This window comes from Pseudoxanthomonas sp. (assembly GCF_027498035.1).
In the GTDB taxonomy this organism is placed as follows: domain Bacteria; phylum Pseudomonadota; class Gammaproteobacteria; order Xanthomonadales; family Xanthomonadaceae; genus Pseudoxanthomonas_A.
In genome coordinates, this window is the sequence record NZ_CP114978.1 from 306636 (window position 1) to 324035 (window position 17400).

Annotated in this window: 15 protein-coding genes and 1 tRNA gene; 4 read left to right on the forward strand and 12 right to left on the reverse strand. The window is 66.7% G+C overall.

The annotated features are described in order from the left end of the window. Positions 1-51 precede the first annotated feature (51 nt). The 10 genes from O8I58_RS01450 to O8I58_RS01495 form a co-directional block, all read right to left on the reverse strand. Positions 52-1035 carry an ABC transporter substrate-binding protein gene (locus O8I58_RS01450; RefSeq protein WP_298320049.1) on the reverse strand — a complete coding sequence of 328 codons (984 nt, stop codon included), beginning with the start codon at positions 1033-1035 and terminating at the stop codon, positions 52-54. 27 nt (positions 1036-1062) lie between these two features. After that, on the reverse strand, positions 1063-2808 hold the full coding sequence (locus tag O8I58_RS01455) for an amino acid ABC transporter permease/ATP-binding protein (protein WP_298320051.1): 1746 nt from the start codon (positions 2806-2808) through the stop codon (positions 1063-1065). Then, positions 2805-3350 carry a GNAT family N-acetyltransferase gene (locus O8I58_RS01460; RefSeq protein ID WP_298320053.1) on the reverse strand — a complete coding sequence of 182 codons (546 nt, stop codon included), beginning with the start codon at positions 3348-3350 and terminating at the stop codon, positions 2805-2807. The genes O8I58_RS01455 and O8I58_RS01460 overlap by 4 nt, the downstream gene beginning before the upstream one ends. Next, on the reverse strand, positions 3347-4543 hold the full coding sequence (locus O8I58_RS01465; RefSeq protein ID WP_298320055.1) for a M20 aminoacylase family protein: 1197 nt from the start codon (positions 4541-4543) through the stop codon (positions 3347-3349). Before O8I58_RS01465 ends, O8I58_RS01460 begins: the two co-directional genes overlap by 4 nt. A 12-nt stretch (positions 4544-4555) precedes the next feature. Further along, positions 4556-5899: an LLM class flavin-dependent oxidoreductase gene (locus O8I58_RS01470; RefSeq protein WP_298320057.1), complete on the reverse strand. Its 1344-nt coding sequence runs from the start codon at positions 5897-5899 to the stop codon at positions 4556-4558. 16 nt (positions 5900-5915) lie between these two features. Beyond that, complete coding sequence (locus tag O8I58_RS01475; RefSeq protein ID WP_298320059.1) at positions 5916-6911, reverse strand: LLM class flavin-dependent oxidoreductase; 996 nt, start codon at positions 6909-6911, stop codon at positions 5916-5918. A gap of 16 nt (positions 6912-6927) precedes the next feature. Then, positions 6928-7290: a DUF3088 family protein gene (locus O8I58_RS01480; RefSeq protein ID WP_298320061.1), complete on the reverse strand. Its 363-nt coding sequence runs from the start codon at positions 7288-7290 to the stop codon at positions 6928-6930. Positions 7291-7437: 147 nt separating this feature from the next. Then, positions 7438-8478, reverse strand: a complete 1041-nt coding sequence (locus O8I58_RS01485; protein WP_298320062.1) for an LLM class flavin-dependent oxidoreductase — start codon at positions 8476-8478, stop codon at positions 7438-7440. 10 nt (positions 8479-8488) lie between these two features. Then, positions 8489-9067, reverse strand: a complete 579-nt coding sequence (gene msuE, locus O8I58_RS01490) for an FMN reductase (RefSeq protein ID WP_298320063.1) — start codon at positions 9065-9067, stop codon at positions 8489-8491. Positions 9068-9110: 43 nt separating this feature from the next. Then, on the reverse strand, positions 9111-11714 hold the full coding sequence (locus tag O8I58_RS01495) for a TonB-dependent receptor plug domain-containing protein (protein ID WP_298320065.1): 2604 nt from the start codon (positions 11712-11714) through the stop codon (positions 9111-9113). Between the two features lie 301 nt (positions 11715-12015). Between O8I58_RS01495 and O8I58_RS01500 the strand changes: the two genes are divergently transcribed. Beyond that, positions 12016-13038: a helix-turn-helix domain-containing protein gene (locus tag O8I58_RS01500; RefSeq protein ID WP_298320068.1), complete on the forward strand. Its 1023-nt coding sequence runs from the start codon at positions 12016-12018 to the stop codon at positions 13036-13038. Positions 13039-13179: 141 nt separating this feature from the next. Here O8I58_RS01500 and O8I58_RS01505 read toward each other — a convergent pair. Beyond that, a tRNA-Pro gene (locus O8I58_RS01505) sits at positions 13180-13256 on the reverse strand. 149 nt (positions 13257-13405) lie between these two features. Here O8I58_RS01505 and hisS point away from each other — a divergent pair. After that, positions 13406-14788, forward strand: coding sequence for a histidine--tRNA ligase (gene hisS / locus O8I58_RS01510; RefSeq protein ID WP_298320070.1), 1383 nt, complete (start codon positions 13406-13408; stop codon positions 14786-14788). A gap of 129 nt (positions 14789-14917) precedes the next feature. On the opposite strand, the gene O8I58_RS01515 is transcribed toward hisS, so the two are convergent. Then, complete coding sequence (locus tag O8I58_RS01515) at positions 14918-16009, reverse strand: hypothetical protein (RefSeq protein ID WP_298320072.1); 1092 nt, start codon at positions 16007-16009, stop codon at positions 14918-14920. Between the two features lie 125 nt (positions 16010-16134). Between O8I58_RS01515 and O8I58_RS01520 the strand changes: the two genes are divergently transcribed. Both O8I58_RS01520 and hisG read left to right on the forward strand, forming a co-directional pair. Next, positions 16135-16458 carry a YerC/YecD family TrpR-related protein gene (locus tag O8I58_RS01520; protein ID WP_298320074.1) on the forward strand — a complete coding sequence of 108 codons (324 nt, stop codon included), beginning with the start codon at positions 16135-16137 and terminating at the stop codon, positions 16456-16458. 12 nt (positions 16459-16470) lie between these two features. Further along, positions 16471-17385: an ATP phosphoribosyltransferase gene (gene hisG / locus O8I58_RS01525; protein ID WP_298320076.1), complete on the forward strand. Its 915-nt coding sequence runs from the start codon at positions 16471-16473 to the stop codon at positions 17383-17385. The last annotated feature ends 15 nt before the right edge of the window (positions 17386-17400 follow it).

Genomic DNA, 17400 nt, shown 5'->3' on the forward strand with positions numbered 1-17400 from the left:
TGATCGGGGTGGCAGGTGCCGGATCGGCTTGCCGGGTCCGGCAAGGCGCGCTCAGAAGTTGGGAAGCCCCGGCGGATTGGTTTCGGAGCGGGGTACGGCTTCCTCGGTGAGATTCCAGCGCGCCAACGCCTTGGCGTAGGTGCCGCTGGCGATCTGCGCGTTCAAGGCTTGGGTGATGGCATCGGCCAGGCCGCTGCCCTTGCGGGTGGTGACCGAGATGGCCGCGGCGCTGGGCCAGCCGCCCGGGAACAGGCCCACGCGGCGCACCTTGCCGTCACGCGCGGCATAGGCGCCAGTGGCATTGGGTTCGAAGGAGACATCCGCGCGGCCGGTGATCACCGCCAACCGGCCGACCACCGCATCGTCGAAATACTGGTACTGGACCGGCGCCAGGCCGGCGGCGATGTTCTGCTTGTCCCACTCGCGCAGGATCTGGTCCTGGTTGGTGCTCGCGCCCAGCACAACTTTCAGGCCTGCGACGTCGGCGGGTTTTTCGATCTTCTGGATCGGCCCATCGGTGCGGGTGTAGATGCCCAGCAGGTCGTAGCGGTAGCTGGAGAAGTCGAACTTCTTCTTGCGCTCCTCGGTGACGGTGATGTTGGAGATCACCGCGTCGTATTTGCCTGACTCCAGTCCCAGCGGCCAGTCCGGCCATGCCACGTCCACCAGCTTGAGCTTCAGGCCCAGGCCATCGGCGGTCAGCTGGGCGATGTCCGGTTCCACGCCGACGATGCGCTTGCTGTCGGCACCGTAGTCGCCCAGCGGCAACATGCCGGGGTGGGTGGCGATGGTGAGCGTGCCGGGGGTGACGAATTTGTAGTCCGCCGGGATCAGCGCCCTGGCCTTGGCATCGGGGGTTCCGGCCAGCGGCGGCGCATCGGCCGCGGCCAATGTCGAGGTGGTGTCGGTGGGCGCAGCCTCGGGTGCGGCGGTGTGGCGCGTACGGGTGTAGACGATCGCGCCGATGCCTGCGACCAGGACGAGGGCGATCAACACGGTGCTGCCGGGCAGGCGCCGTTTCTGTGGGGTGCTCATGGACATCCTTTGCGTGGAGAGCGCGGGTTACAGGGTCTTGGCCAGGAAATCGGCGGTGCGTTGCTGGCGTGGGCGTTCGAACAGCACTTCCGGCGGCGCCTGCTCGATCACCCGGCCCTGATCCATCATCACGATGCTGTCGGCCACGCGGCGGGCAAAGCCCAGTTCGTGGGTGACGATGACCAGGGTGGTGCCCGAGCGTGCGAGTTCCTCGATGACGCTCAATACCTCCGACACCAGTTCCGGGTCCAGGGCCGAGGTCGGCTCGTCGAACAGCAGCACCCGGGGCTGCAGGGCCAGTGCACGGGCGATGGCCACGCGCTGCTGCTGGCCACCGGAAAGCTGGCGCGGATAGGCATCGGCTTTCTCGGCCAGGCCTACGCGCTCGAGCAGCGCACGGGCTTGCTGCTCGGCCTGCGCACGCGGGATGCCGCGCACGGCGAGGGGGGCTTCGACGATGTTTTCCAGCGCGGTCATGTGCGGGAACAGATTGAAGCCCTGGAACACCATGCCGACCTCGACACGGCGGCGGCGGATCTCGCTTTCGGCCAGTTCGTAGAGGGTGTCGCCTTCGCGCCGGTAGCCCACCAGTTGTCCGTCGACGCTGACCAGACCGGTGTCGGCGCGCTCCAGATGGTTGATCAGGCGCAGCAGGGTGGACTTGCCGGCGCCGGATGGGCCGATCAATGCAGTGACGCTGCCGGCCTTCAGCTCTAGGTTGACCTGGTCCAGCACCGTCTGATCGCCGAAGGACTTGCTTACGCCCTGCAGCGATACCGCGGCGCCTGTGTGCGCTGCCGCGGGGACAACGCTGGCGATGCGTGCGGTTGCGTGCGCGGTATCGGCCACGGTGGGCGCAGGACGTGCGGGAACGCTGGAGACCCTGCGCTCACGCTGCAGCTGGCCTCGGGCGAAGCGGCGTTCCACCCGCTGCTGGACCAGCGACAGCACCGTGAGGATCAGCAGATACCAGACTGTGGCGACCATCAGCAGCGGCACCACTTCCAGATTGCGGCGATAGATCACCTGCACGGTGTAGAACAGCTCCGGCAGCGCCAGCACATAGACCACCGAGGTGCCCTTGGCCAGGTTGATCACGTCGTTGAACGCGCCCGGCAGGATCGAACGCATGGCCTGCGGCAGGATGATCCGGCGGATCTGGCGGCTGCGTGGCAAGCCAAGCGCAGCCGCCGCTTCGTACTGGCCATGGTCCACCGCCAGGATGCCGCCGCGGATGACCTCGGCCGAGAACGCGGCCTGGTTCAGCGTCAGTCCCAGCACCGCAGCGGTGAACACGCCGATCAGCTGCGTGGTCGGGTAGGAGAACAGACTGATGCCGGTGAACGGCACGCCCAGCGAGATGGTGCTGTAGAGGTAGCCCAGGTTGTTGAGCAGCAACAGCAGCACCAGTAGCGGGATCGAGCGGAACAGCCAGACGTAGCCCCAGGACACCGCCGACAGCAACGGTGAACCGGAAACGCGCGCCAGCGCCAACAGCGTGCCCAGCGAGAAGCCGAAGAACGTGCCCAGCGCCGTCAGCCACAGCGTGCGCGCCAAGCCTTCCAGCACCGGGCGCGCGAAGAACCATTCCGCAAACGTGCCCCAGCCCCAACGCGGGTTGCCCAGCACCGACTGCAGGGTGATCAGGACCAGCGCCAACCCCAGCAGGGTGCCGAACAGCTGCAGCGGGTGCCGGGCCGGCACGATGCGCAGGACGGAGGGTGCCGGCCGCGCGCTGACCTCGGCCAAGGTGGAAACCGATGGCGTGCTCATGCATGGGCTCCGTGCTGGGCCTGGATCGCAGGTGTCGCGATCTGGGTGGCCCAGGGCAGGTGTTTTTCGAACGGCAGGTGCGCGACGGTTTCAGGGTCGGCCTGCAGGTCGAACAGCGCGGTGTAGCCATGGCTCAGATACAGGCCCACGGCCTCGGGCTGGCGGAAGCCGGTGGTCAGGAATACGCGTCGATAGCCCTGGCGCACGGCCTGGTCCTCCAGTTCCTGCAGCACGCGCCGTGCGATGCCCTGGCGACGCAGGCCGGGCAGGGTCCAGATGCGCTTGAACTCGGTGGTGTCCGGATCGCGATGTGGCATGAACGCGCCACCGGAAATCGCCTGGCCATCGCGCAGCAGCAGGACGAACGCACCGACCGGCGCTGCGAACGCCTCGGCCGGGTAGCGCTCCAGTTCCTCGCGGGCGGTGCCGCCGATCCTGCGCCGCACGTCTTCATAGCGCGTGTCGTATTCATGCTCCAGCCCATCGAACAGTGGCTTGGCTAGCGGATCGTTCACCGAGGTATAGACAAAGCGTTCGCTCACGCGACGTCCTCCACCAGGTAGCGTTCGGCCAGCCGCGCCCACAGGCTGGCCGCGGGCGCGATGGCCGCATCGTTGAACACGTAGCGCGGGCTGTGCAGCGGCGCGCTGTCGCCATTGCCGACAAAGACGAAGCTTCCCGGCCTGGCCTGCAGCAGGAAGGCGAAATCCTCGCTGGCCGTGCGCGGCGCGAAGCCTTCAACCACCTGATCGGCGCCGAAGCCTTCCAGCGCCACCTGGCGCACGAAGGCGGTTTCGGCCGGGTGGTTGATCACGCTGGGGAAGCCGCGTGGGAATTCGATCTCCGCGCGTGCACCGAAAGCCGCGGCGGTGGATTGGGCGAGTTCGGTCACGCGCTTGCGCAGGGTTTCGCGCACTTCCGGCAGGAACGCACGCACGGTGAGTTTGAGTTCCACCTCGTCGGGAATCACGTTGGCGGCCTTGCCGCCATGGATCGAACCCACGGTGACCACGCCCATCTGGCGCGGATCGATGCTGCGCGACACCGCGCTCTGCAGGGCGGTGATCACGTGGGCGGCGGCCAGGATCGGGTCGACGCTTCCCTGCGGCTCGGCGCCGTGTCCGCCCTTGCCGATGACGCGCAGGCGCGCCCAGTCCACCGACGCCATTGCCGGGCCTTCGACGAAACCGAAGTGGCCAGTCGGCACGCCTGGCCAGTTGTGCAGGCCGTAGATGGCATCGACCGGGAAGCGCTCGAACAAGCCATCGGCAATCATCTTCGACGCACCGGAGCCGGTTTCTTCGGCCGGCTGGAAGACCAGCTGCAAGGTGCCGTCGAAACGGCCGTGGTGCGCCAGGTAATGCGCGGCCGAGAGCAGGATGGCGGTGTGGCCATCGTGGCCGCAGGCGTGCATCAGGCCCTCGTGCTGGCTGGCATAGCCCAGGCCGGATTCTTCATGGATGGGCAGGGCGTCGATATCCGCGCGCAGCCCCAGCTTGCGGCTGCCCTGGCCGCGCGCCAGCGTACCGACCACGCCGGTGCCGCCCACGCCGGTGGTGACCTGGTAGCCCCACTGCTGCAGCAGTTCGGCCACGCGCGCGCTGGTGCGGTGTTCCTCGAAGGCCAGTTCAGGATGTGCATGCAGGTCGTGGCGGATGCCGATGGCGTCGTCGGCACGTGCGGCGATCTGGGGCAGCACGCCGGTGTCGAGCGGCGGATGGCGCAGGATGTTCATCGGCGTCTGTCCTCAGCTCGCTTTCTGCGCAGGGACATCCTGCGCGGCGTATCGGCTGGGCTTGGGCGGCAGGCCCAGGTGGTCGCGCAGCGTGCTGCCTTCCAGCGTGCTGCGGTGATAGCCGCGCGCTTCCAGGACTGGCAGGACCAGCGCCACGAAGTCGTCCAGGCCCTCACGCTGCACGCCGAAGCCCAGGATGAAGCCATCGCTGGCGCCGGCTTCGAACCAGCGGATCAGTTCGTCGGCAACCTGTTCGCCGGTACCGATGAACTGCGGGCGCGGGCTCACCGATTCCTGCGCGACCTGGCGCAGGCTCAGGCCGCGCTCGCGCGCATCGTGCTTGATCTTGTCGGTGGTGGAGCGGAAGGAATTGGCGCCGATGTCGCCCAGCTCCGGGAACGGCGCATCCGGGTCGTACCGGGTGAAGTCATGGTGGTCGAAGAAGCGGCCCAGGTAGGCCAGCGCATCGTCCAGGTTGGCCAGTGCGGCGATGGCCTGGTACTTGGTTTCGGCTTCTTCGGCGGTGCGGCCGACGATGGGGCCGATGCCGGGGAAGATCTTGACGTCGTGGGCGCTGCGGCCATGGGCAATCGCGGCGTTCTTCACCTTCTGGGTGAACGCGCGGGTCTCCTCCAGCGAAGGTCCGTGGGTGAAGACCGCATCGGCGTACTTGCCGGCCAGCGCGATGCCGTCATCCGAGGCGCCGGCCTGGAAGATCACCGGTTGGCCCTGCGCCGAGCGCTGGATGTTGAGCGGGCCTTCCACCTGGAAGAAGCGGCCCTTGTGGTCCAGCCGGCGGAACTTGTCGGGTGCGAAGAACGTGCCGCTGTCGCGATCGCGCACGAAGGCACCGTCATCCCACGAATCCCACAGGCCTTGCACGACCTCCAGATACTCGTCGGCGATCTGATAGCGCAGTGCGTGCTCGGGATGCGGCCGGCCGTAGTTGCGGCCGGAGCCTTCCAGCGGCGAGGTCACCACGTTCCAACCCGCGCGTCCGCCGCTGATCAGGTCCAGCGAGGCGAACTGTCGGGCCACGGTGAACGGATCGCTGTAGGAGGTGGACAGCGTGCCGGCCAGGCCGATCTTCGTGGTCGATGCCGCCAGCGCCGACAGCACGGTGATCGGCTCGAAGCGGTTGAGGAAGTGCGGGATCGACTTTTCGTTGATGTACAGGCCATCGGCCACGAAGCCGAAGGCGATGCCATTGGCTTCGGCCGTGCGGGTGATGTCGATGAGGAAGGGCAGGTTGACGCTGGCATCGGCCGGATTGGACGGATGCTTCCAGGCGTTCATGTGGCCGCCGGGGCCGTGCAACATGATGCCGAAGGGGATGAGGCGCGGGGTCTTGCTCATGGGAATCTCCTGAAGGTCAGGCCACCGCCGCGCGCGGCGCGGGCGACAGCAATTCAAGTGAGGTCAAGCGCGCATCGATGTCGGCCACCGGTGCATCCAGCACGAATTCCTCCACGCCGAAGCGGCGATGCAGGTCATCCAGTGCCGAACGCACGTGGTGGGCATCGCCGGAGAGCACGCTGGGATGGGTTTCTTCGATGCGGTAGTCGTGCACGCCCACCTGGCGCGCGTATTCGGCGGCGGCTTCCGGGCTGGGCAGGTTGACGGCCTGTCCGGGGCCGAGATGCAGCTTGTAGATGCGTAGCGCGCCCAGATGACGTGCGGCGGCCTCGCTGGTCGGCGCGGCGAAGGCGACCGTGGCCAGCAGCGGGGACTGGTTGGACACCTTGCGATAGGCGTCGAAGGCCGCTTCGATGTGCAGCGGGTCGCCATCGAAATGCGCTGCATACACGAAGCGCCAGCCAAGCTCGGCGGCCACCTGCGCACTCTGCGGGCTGGCCCCCAGCAGGAAACGCTCGGGCTGCAGCTGCGGGGTCGGGCGTGCCTGCGCCGCGGCATGCGGGTGATCGGATGGCAGCGCGCCGGAGATGAAGCCTTCCAGGTCGTGCAGTTGCCGGTCGAAGTCGCCCACCGGCGCACGTCCGGCGGCCAGTGCGGCGGTCGAGGCGGGCAGTCCGCCCGGCGCCTTGCCGATGCCCAGGTCGACGCGGCCCGGTGCAAGGCTGGCCAGCAGGTTGAACGTCTCGGCCACCTTGTACGGCGCGTAGTGGCGCAGCATCACCCCGCCGGTGCCGACGCGGATGCGGCGCGTCTGGGCCAGCACCCAGGCGACCAGCACTTCCGGCGCAGGACTGGCCAGCTGCGGCGTGGCGTGGTGTTCGGCGAACCAATAGCGGTGATAGCCCAGTCGTTCGGCATGCTGGGCCAGCCGCAGGCTGTTGCGCAGGGCTTGTTCGGGCGTGCCGCCTTCGGCCACCGGACTCTTGTCCAGCACGCTGATGAGATAGCTCATGTGCCGCTCCCCGTGTTCAAGGATGTGCCACGGGAATGCCGAGCAGTCCGTTGAGCGCCGCCAGGATCGGTTCGGCGCCCGAGACGTACTGGCGATCCTCATGGGTGCCGCTGGCGTGTTCGGTTCGCACGCCCTGCGGCAACACCAGCTTGGGCAGCGACTGGTCCTGGTCGCCGATTTCGGCGATGACTTCGCGTCGTGGGCGGGCAAAGCCGATCCGGCGCACGTCCAGCTGCGCATCCAGGCCATCGATGCTGGACAGAGCCCCTTCCAGCAGCAGGCTGTGCCTGCAGAAGAAATGCTGTCCGGGCAACTGGCCGTCTTCGAAAGCACGATCCAGCAGGAACAGGATGGGTTTGTGGGTTTGCTGTGTGGCCACGTGGATGCCTCGTCTCGTGCGGCACGAACCTGCCGTTGGAACATCGATGCTAGACAAGCGCGTCGACCGGCTCGCCTCGCAAGTCGACAATCGGCGGTCGGATCCGGCCAGGCAAATGCGGGTTGGCAATAAGCAGAACGCCAGTCGTTATGGCGCGGCCCGCAGGCGTTGGGCGGATTGCGGTTGCGCCTGCCAGCCCAGCGCGGGCGCGACGCGTTCGACGATGGTTTGCAGGATGCGGCGGTAGTCGCCTGCGGGAAGTTCGTACGGCAGTTCGACGCGCAGTTCGTTCACCTGCTGCAGGACCGGGTCGGCCGAGAGCGCGTCGACGATCTGCGCGGTGCTGCCGACCACGTCGGGTGCGAACATCGTGCGCCGTGGCCCTTGCGGGCTTTCGGTGCGTGCGCGGCGTTGCGCGGCAAAGTCCAGCAACCGGCGGCGGGTGGCTGCATCGACGCCATCGGTGGGCACCACCACGCGACCTGCGGCGATGCGTGGGCTGGCTTGCGCGGGCAGGGCGGCGCGGTAGACCGCCAGGTGCTGCAATTGGGCGGCGACGAAGTCATCGTGCGATTCGGCACGATTGACGTTGCCAAGCAGCAGGTGCAGGCCGTGCAGGCCTGCCCAGCGCGCTGATTCGAGCGAACCGGCGCCATACCAGACACGTTGCGCCAGGCCGGGTGCGAACGGCTGCAGGCGCGGCCGGTACAACGATGCGGCGTTGCCCACGCGCACCTCTTCGGTGCCCAGCGCATTGCCCTGCAACGCTTCGATCAGGCGCAGGACGCGTGCATGGGAAAAATCGATCCGGGCAGGGTCGGTATCGAACAACAACGGACCGAGCAGCTCGGCGAAGGGCGGCGCTCCGGTGCTGACGCCCACCTGCAGGCGCGCGCCGGCAAGCGCATCCAGCAGCGACAGGTCTTCGGCCAGGCGGAATGGCGTTTCATATCCCAGCTGGATGACCGCAGTGCCCAGTTCGATGCGCCGGGTGTGCTGGCTGGCTGCGGCCAGGAACACCGCGGCCGAACTGATGCCGGGTTCAAGATGCCGGTGACGCACCCAGGCGCCGTCGTAGCCCAGTTGTTCGCCGAAGGCGATCAGCGCAAGCGCCGCTTCAAGCCCCGTGCGCGGATCGTCCGGCGGATAGCTGCCCGGGGTGAGAAAGGCCAGGTGCCGCAGTTCCACCCGCGCCGGCCTAGGCGATCCGGCGCAGTGGCGCGCGTGCCGCGCCTGCGGGCGCCAGGTGCCCGGCCGCCCGATCCGCCGCCAGCGCGATGCGTGCCTGCAGCGCGGGACTGCCGGCCTGATCGTCCTCGAAATCGCCGGGCGTGGCGTACACGCCAATCGGCAGCGTATGCGCCTGCAGGAAGCTGAAGAGCGGCCGCAGCTGGTGGTCGATCACCAGTGCATGGCGTTCGCTTCCGCCGGTGGCGGCCAGCAGCACGGGCGTGTCGATCAGCGCGTCCAGCGCGATGAAATCGACCAGATGCTTGAACAGCCCCGGATACGAACCGCGATACACCGGCGTGGCCACGATTAGCAGGTCGGCCGATTCGATGTCGACCAGGGCCTGTTCCAGCGGCGGTTCCAGTTCGCTGCGGGTCAGCGCCTGCCCGAGCGAACGCGCAATGCCGGCCAGTTCCACCAGCTGGATGTCCAGCTGCAGGCGCGCCTGCAAGGCATCGAGTAGATGGCGCGCCAGCAGCAGCGTGCGGGAGTTGGCGGAACTGGTCGGCGATCCGACCAGCGCCACGACCTTCAATGACTTGGACATGGAAACCTCACGGATAGGGAGATGGCCGGCATCGCGGCCGACCTCAGAAGCGGTAGTTGATGCGCCCGTACCAGAACGCGCCGATGGTGCTCAGCACATCACCGGTGTCGTAACTGGTCTCGATGCTGGCGATGTCGCTGGCGCTGCGGGCGCGGGCGGGGATCTTGCGGGTGCGTTTGTCGAACACGTTGTTGATCCCCAGCGCCGCGCTCCAGCCGGCGCCCAGGTCCACGTTGCCACCCAGGTTGGTGACCAGCACCGGCGGCAGCTTGTACTTGACGCCGTTGTTGAGCCGCTTGATCGGCCCGTACCAGGTGAAGTCCAGGTTCGTACCCCAGCGGCCGTGCTGCCAGCCAAGGCCGGCCACCTGGGTGTAGGCCGGCGTGCGATAGCGCAGCGCGTACTCGCTGCTCAACGTAAGCAGGTTGATGTTGGGCAGGCCCTGCAGCACCTGCGGGATGTCGCGCACTTTCTGGATGGTGGTGCGGCCCACGTTGGCTGCGTAGTTCCAGCGCAACTTGCCCCAGCGCGTGTCCTGGTTGGCTTCCAGGGTCAGTTCCAGCCCGCGGGTGCGGGTGTCGCCCACGTTGGTGAAGTAGCTGGCATAGAACGCATCGCCGCTGAGGATGCTGATGCCCGCGCTGCTCAGCAGCGTGTCGATGACCTGCTTCTGCGCGGCGGTGAGCACCGTGCCGCTGTTGTCGGTGATCTGGGTCGGGTCCTGCGCGTTGTAGCCGATCTGGCTGGACTGGCCCAGCTGGTTGCGGATGTCGATCTGATAGGCATCCAGGGCCAGGTGCAGGGCGGGGTTGGGGTCCCAGGTCACGCCCAGGCTGTAGTTGTTCGCTTTTTCCGGCTGCAGTGGCGTGGCACCCAGGGCCAGCGCCGCCGGCGAGGACACCTGTGCCACCAGCGTTGTGCCGCACGGGCAGCTGCCCGTGGCCTGGTAGTACTGCGCGCCCAGGCTGGGGGCATGGAAGCCGTTGCTGACCGTGGCCCGCAGGCCGAAGGCTTCGGTGACGTCGAAGCGCGTGGTCAGGCGCCCGGTGGACACGCTGCCGAAATCGGAGTGGTCTTCCCAGCGTGCGGCTGCATCCAGGTACCAGCGCGAGGTGATGTTGGTGGCCGCCCCGACGTAGACCGCCTTGCTGTTGCGCGTGGCTTCCACCGCGTCGGCGGTGGAGTAGCCGACGAAGGCCGATGCGCCAAAGCCTGTATAGGATTCCCACTGGCCCGGTGAGCGCTCGTAGCGTTCGTGCTGGTATTCCACGCCCGTGCTGACGTCCAGCGGCGCGGCAAAGGCCGGTACCTCAAATCCACGGCGCAGGTCGAGGTTGACGATGCCCTGCTGGTAATCGACCTTGCCGTCGTAGAAGTCGGTTGGCGCATCGGGATAGGTCAGCGAGAAATTGGCCGAATGCCGCGTATAGGTGCGGATCGTGTCGCGATTGCCGGTCAGGCTAACGTCGTAATCCCAGCCGGCCAGCACGCCTTTCACGCCACCGGTCCCGGTGTATTGCTGCTCCTTGGTTTCGAGCAGTGGCAGGAAGCCGTCGGGCCACACGGTCAGGACGGTCGGCGCGCTGTAGGTGCCGAAGATCGTCGCCGGGAGCCGGAAGTTCTGGATGGCCTCGGAGGTGCGGTCGCTGGCCGTGGCCGTGGCATAGAACTGGGCATCGGCGCCAAGGCCATGGCCCACGTTCAGTGCCGCCGACTTCAGGTCGTACGAAGGCGAGCTGAGGATGGTGTTGGCTTCGTCGTTGCGGGTGGTTTCGGCCGGATTGGGGCTGGCACCGGCGGGCAGGCTGTTGTTGGCGCCCAGCTTGACCAGGTTGCCATCGGCATCCACGGCCGGATAGCTCAGGTAACCGTCGATGTAGCGGCGGGGACGGATGGCGTGATGCTGCCGGGTGGATTCGGCGGAAATGTTGACGAAGCCGTCCTGCCCCCATGGCAGCCCCACGTTCGCACGCACGCTGGTGCGGCTGCCGTCGCCGTCGATGCTCTGGCCGCTTTCGACCGAAACGTCACCGCCCTGCGCCTGCGACTTGAGGATCACGTTGATCACGCCGGTGATGGCATCGGAGCCATAGATGGCTGATGCGCCGTCGCGCAGCACTTCGATATGGTCGATGGCCGACACCGGGATCAAGGCCAGGTCGGTCCATGCATGGCCCGGATAGCCGCCGCCGTTGGCGCCACTGACATAGGCGCTGGCATTGCGGCGCTTGCCATTGACCAGCACCAGCGTGTAGCCGGGTGAAAGATTGCGCAGCTGGTAGCCGCGGATCAGGCTTTCCTGGTCGCTCTGGTAGCCGCCGATCTGGCTCAGCGAAGGCAGGCTGCGCTGCAGGGCTTCCAGCAGGTTGGCCTGGCCGGTGGCGGCCAGGTCCGCAGCAGAGATCACGTCGATCGGCGTGGAACTGTTCTTGACCGTGCGACTGCTGGTGCGCGAGCCGGTGACCACCACGGTATCCAGGGTCGATGCGGTGGCGGGCGCGGCGGCTGCTTCGGCATCTGCTGCTGGCTCGGCTGCATTGACCCGCCCCGGCATGGCCGCCATGGCAAGGGTGGATGCGATCAACAAGGGCAGCGGCAGCAGCGCCGGCAAGCGTATGGCGGCAGGGGAGCGGAAGGCTGGAGGCATGTGGACTCTTGGGCGGACGGGGCGGAAGGGTCGCTGCGGCAGGCGCCGTGCTGGGCACGGCTGGCGCTCAGGGGGGGGCGGGTGTGCGGGGCTGCGCGGCGGCAACATCGCGACGTGGACGAGCGGTGCATGGCGAAAGGCCGGTTCTGGAATGCGTCCACATTCAAGGCGTTGGCGGCCGTCGAAGACAGGCGTGAAAGCGCCACATCACCGGCACATCGCGCCAGTGATATGACGGATCGTCATCACATTAGGAGCAGTCGCGCGCCAGTGTCCGCATGCGCGGCACTAGCATGGCGCCATGCATTCCCCCTCGATTCCGCATGCACCACCCACGGTGGCCATCGTCGCCTGCCACGGGCAGGGACTCTTTGAATTCGGCTGCGCGGTGGGCTTGTTCGCGCCGGTGCGCCCGGAGCTGGACGTGGCCTGGTACACCACCCAGCTCTGTGCCGGTGAACCCGGTGCGCTGCGGATGCTGGGCAGTGCGCTGGTGCAGCTGCCGCACGGGCTTGAAGCGGTGGATCAGGCCGATATCGTGGTGATTCCCGGCTGGCGCGATCCTGCCGAGCGGCCACCGGAAGTGCTGCTGGACGCGGTGGTCCGCGCGCATCGGCGCGGCGCGCGCATCGCCTCGATCTGTTCGGGCGCTTTCGTGCTGGCATGGGCCGGCCTGCTCGATGGACGCAACGCCACTACCCACTGGCGCCTCACCGAAACCCTGGCCCGTCAGTTCCCGGCGGTGACGGTGCGCGAGGACGTGCTGTACGTCGATGAAGGCAGTGTCATCACTTCAGCCGGCTCGGCCACGGGCATGGACATGATGTTGCACATGGTGCGTGGGGATTACGGCGTGCACGTGGCCAACCTGGTCGCCGAACGCCTGGTACTGGCGCCCTGGCGGGACGCCGAGCGCAGCCAGCGCGTCACCCGCGCCATTCCCGTCGGCGAGCCGACCCGCCTGGCGCGGCTGATGGAGTGGGTACGGGGCAACCTGCACGAGGACCATTCGCTCAGGAGCCTGTCGGAGCAGGCAGCATTGAGCCAGCGCACGCTGCAGCGGCAGTTCCTGGAAACCACCGGGCTGTCGCCGATCGACTGGCTCATCCGCGAGCGCGTGGCGTTCGCGCGCGAACTGCTGGAAACGACCGACCGACCGCTGAACTGGGTGGCCGAACATGCCGGCTTCGGCTCGCAGGAATCGTTCCGGCGTCACTTCCGCAGCCAGACACAGGTCAGCCCCACCGGTTACCGCAACCTGCATCGTGAAGGCATCGCGTCGCAGGCACTGCTGCCGGAGCCCTTGCCGCCGTCGATCGGTTGAGCCCCGCGCCCTGCCGAGCCAACGGGGGGCGTCTGCGTGTTGCGGCGACGGGTCTTCATGGGTGTGCAGCAGTCGCAAAGCGCTCGCGCACAAAAAAGCCCGGAAAACGTGTGTTTTCCAGGCTTCTTGTGACCTTGAAACTGGTCGGGGAGACAGGATTCGAACCTGCGACCTCTACGTCCCGAACGTAGCGCTCTACCAGACTGAGCTACACCCCGAAGGAGCCGCGCATTCTAAGCAAGGTTTGCGGGTCCGGCAAGAGGAATTTTCATTTCGATGACGATGCCTTGCCCGCGTGATGTCGGCGGCGGTGCCGCAGGCCCCGTCAACGCTAGAATATGCGGCCCACGCACCCGGAGTTACCCGCTTGATCAAGCCGCGCACGCCGCCTGGCGTCATGGAGCTGCTGCCCCGTGACCAGATCGCCTTCCAGCGCATGCTGGACACGATCCGCCGCAACTACGAGCGGTTCGGCTTCCTGCCGGTGGAGACGCCGGTGTTCGAGCTATCTGAGGTGCTGCTGACCAAGTCCGGCGGCGAAACCGAACGCCAGGTGTATTTCGCCCAGTCCACCGGCGCGCTGGCCCAGGAAAATGAAGGCCTGCCGGAACTGGCGCTGCGTTTCGACCTGACCGTGCCGCTGGCCCGCTACGTGGCCGAGCACGAGCACGAGCTGGCGTTCCCGTTCCGTCGCTACCAGATGCAGCGCGTGTACCGCGGCGAACGCGCCCAGCGCGGTCGTTTCCGTGAGTTCTACCAGTGCGACATCGACGTGATCGGTAAGGATGCGTTGAGCATCCGTTTCGACGCTGAGGTCCTGGCGGTGATCCATGCGGTGTTCTCCGAACTGCAGATCGGCGATTTCACCGTGCAGCTCAACAACCGCAAGCTGATGCGTGGGTTCTTCGAGAACCTGGGCGTGGCCGATGGCGAACAGCAGATGCTGGTGCTGCGCGAGGTCGACAAGCTCGACAAGCGCGGTCCGGACTATTTGCGTGAAACGCTGACTGGCGATGCCTTCGGCTTGTCGGTCGAGGTGGTCGAGACGATCCTGGCGTTCGTTGCCAAGCGCTCGGTGGGTTACGACGACGCGCTGGCGCAGCTGGATGCGCTGGGGCAGGGCAGCGAGGTCCTCAACGAAGGTATCGCCGAGCTGCGCGAGGTGCTGACCCTGGTCAAGGCGCTGGGCGTGCCGGACAGTGCCTGGTGCCTGAATTTTTCCATTACGCGCGGCCTGGATTACTACACCGGTACCGTCTACGAGACCCAGCTGGATGCGTATCCGCAGATTGGTTCGATCTGCTCGGGCGGGCGCTATGAAAGCCTGGCCAGCCACTACAGCAAGTCCAAGCTGCCGGGCGTGGGCATCTCCATCGGCCTGACCCGCCTGTTCTGGCAGCTGCGCGAAGCGGGCCTGATCGTCGAGGCCGACGTCAGTTGCGTGCAGGCGATGGTTGCGCTGATGGAGGATTCGCAGCTGGATCAGTCGCTGGACATCGCCCGCCGTCTGCGCGCCGGTGGCATCAATACCGAAGTGCAGATGGAGCCTAAGAAGCTGGGCAAACAGTTCCAGTACGCCTCGCGTGCCGGCATCCGCTTCGTCGCCCTGGCCGGCGAAGACGAATTGGCCCGTGGCGTGGTCACGGTCAAGGACCTGGTTCGCGAACTGCAGTTCGAAGTCCCGCGCGACGAGCTGGCCACGGCCCTGCGCGTGGAACTGGCCCAGGCGAGTGCGCTGGCGGGGCGCTGAGTCTCGGGCCTGCGAGCTGACGAAATAGAAAAGGGCGCCGCTGGCGCCCTTTTTCTTGGGTAATTCCAGCTCTTTCCGGACCAGGCCTATCGCCGCCCTTCGGTGCGTCGAGGCATTGCAGTCCTCATTTCAGTATCTCGACAGGTTGTGGCGTTTCAGTAGGTCGATCAATGCTCTGGCAGGATCGTGGTCGATTTGAATATGCTCAAGGACATCTCCGTCCCCGGCAACGAACAGGATTGGCGTTATCCAGTTTGGAAAGGGCCAGTCCGCCCAGTTGCCAGCAGGCCAGGCGGGTGTTGCAGGGTGGCGTAGATGCCAGGCGGGTAGGGCATCGATCGGCTCGCAACCCGGGGGCTGCGTGAGCCAGCCGCCGAATGTGTCACCTACGTTCTTCCAGATGTCCTCATGCAGCAGCGTGGCGAGCGCTTCTGCTTCCGCCGAATAGGTGATTCGCGAGGCGACCCACCAACGCTTCTTGGTCAGGTCCAATGCGTCGCGTTGCAGTGTGAGCAGGCCATTCTTGACGGTGGGCCTCCACGCACTCGGGCCCTGTTCCTTGCGCCACGTGCTCCGCATGTGGGGAATGGCCGGCAGTTGCGCCTTCGGATGGCGTGTGGTGAGTTGCCCGGCCTGTTCGTAACAGCCTGCCCGGAGCAGCGCCGCCTGTGCCTGTCGTAGGCGCCACAGCGTGGCCATTCTGCGCAGCTCCAGTGTCCGCAAGGCGTTGAGGAGTAGCGGTCGCCGGTCTTGTCCGGTGAATACGCAATCCGGCTCCATCATGCATAAGGCATCGAACACGATCAGCAGATTTTCCTTGTGCAGCCGACGCAGCGTGGGGATGTCGTAGGGTTCTGCGTCAACACCGTTGATGTTCAACGGGGACGCGCTGTTTTCTGCCCGGGAGTTCGTACCGAACAGCATGAAGGAAGAGACGTGCAGATCGGCGTCAGGAGGCAGGTTCTCCAGATGTTGTTCCAGCGTGGCCTGGTGCTCTGGTGGTGTCATCGACAGGAGGATTTCCCGCAGCAGTGCCTGCCTGGCTTGCGCTGGCAATACTGCGCGCAGCTCATCCAGGCTGAAGGCGGCCAATTGGTCGCCGGAAAAGCGAAGCTGCATCATGAATCGTTCGCGGGCAGCGGGGCGTAGGCGGGTCACCGCGGCGGCGGCCTGCGGAAAACCTCTGAGCCAGGCGATGCGTCGTGCGTCCTGATCTTCCATGTGTCATTCCTGTGCGACGAGGTCCTGGCCAGATCCGTGGCCGATTCCCGGCAAGCCTAACCCAGTCGGTTGTCCCGTCGTATCTGTTGTGCTAACGTGATAGCGCGTTATTACATTGGAATGCCATGAAGCGCCGTACCGAGATCGACGAAAAGACCGCCAGCCTGGCCCTGCAGTCGCTGGCCCGGGCCCTGGCTGGGCTTTCCAAGCCGGAAGAGGTGCGTGGCTTCCTGCAGGACCTGTGCACGCCCGCCGAGCTGGAGGCCATGGCCGACCGCTGGCGCGTGGTGCCGTTGATCCTCAAGGGTGTTCCCTACCGCGAAATCCACGAACTGACCGAGGTCAGCGTCACCACCATCGGGCGGGTGGCGCGCACGCTGGAAACCGGCACCGGTGGCTATGCCGCCGCCCTGCGCCGCCAGCAGTCGCGCACCAGCGCCTCCAACTAACTGAAGACCACCATGCCTCCCATCGTCGCCAATGCGACGCGCGACCGTTTGCGCATCGCCATCCAGAAATCCGGCCGCCTGGCCGAACCCGCGCGCAGCCTGCTGGCCGCGTGCGGCCTCAGCTGGCGCGAAAGCCGCGACAAGCTGTTCTGCTACGGCGAATCGCTGCCCGTGGACCTGTTGCTGGTCCGCGACGACGACATCCCCGGCCTGATCGCCGATGGCGTCTGCGATTACGGCATCGTCGGCCGCAATGAGTTGAACGAGCAGGCCGCCGCGCGCGCCGAACTCGGCCTGCCGGCGGCGTATCGCGAAATGCGGCCATTGGGCTTCGGTGGCTGCCGGCTGATGCTGGCCATTCCCGAAACGTGGGAATGGCAGGGCGCCCAGCAGCTGCAGGGCCTGCGCATCGCCACCAGCTACCCGGCGATCCTGCGCCAGTGGCTGGAAGCACGCGGGGTCGAGGCTGCGGTGGTGGAACTGTCCGGCTCGGTCGAGATCGCGCCGAAGCTGGGCACCGCCGACCTGATCTGCGATCTGGTGTCCAGCGGCGCGACGCTGCTGGCCAACCAGCTCAAGCCGGTCGAGACGCTGCTGGACAGCCAGGCCGTGCTGGCCGGTCCGACCCGCCACTTCGACGATGCCCGCGCCGACCTGTCGGCCATGCTGCTGCGGCGCATGGATGGCGTGCTCAAGCTCAAGGACAGCAAGCTGCTGATGTTCCGCGCCGCTGCCGAGACCGTGCCGGCACTGACCCGTTTGCTGGCCGATGCAGAGCCACTGGTGCAGCTGCCTGGCGATGACGGCGAAGGCCTGTCGCTGCAGACCATGTGCCACACCGCCATCAGCTGGCAGCAGCTGGAAGAACTGGAGCGTGCAGGTGCGCGCGGCCTGATGGTGCTGTCGGTGGAGCGGTCGCTGGCATGAATGCCTCCTTTCAAA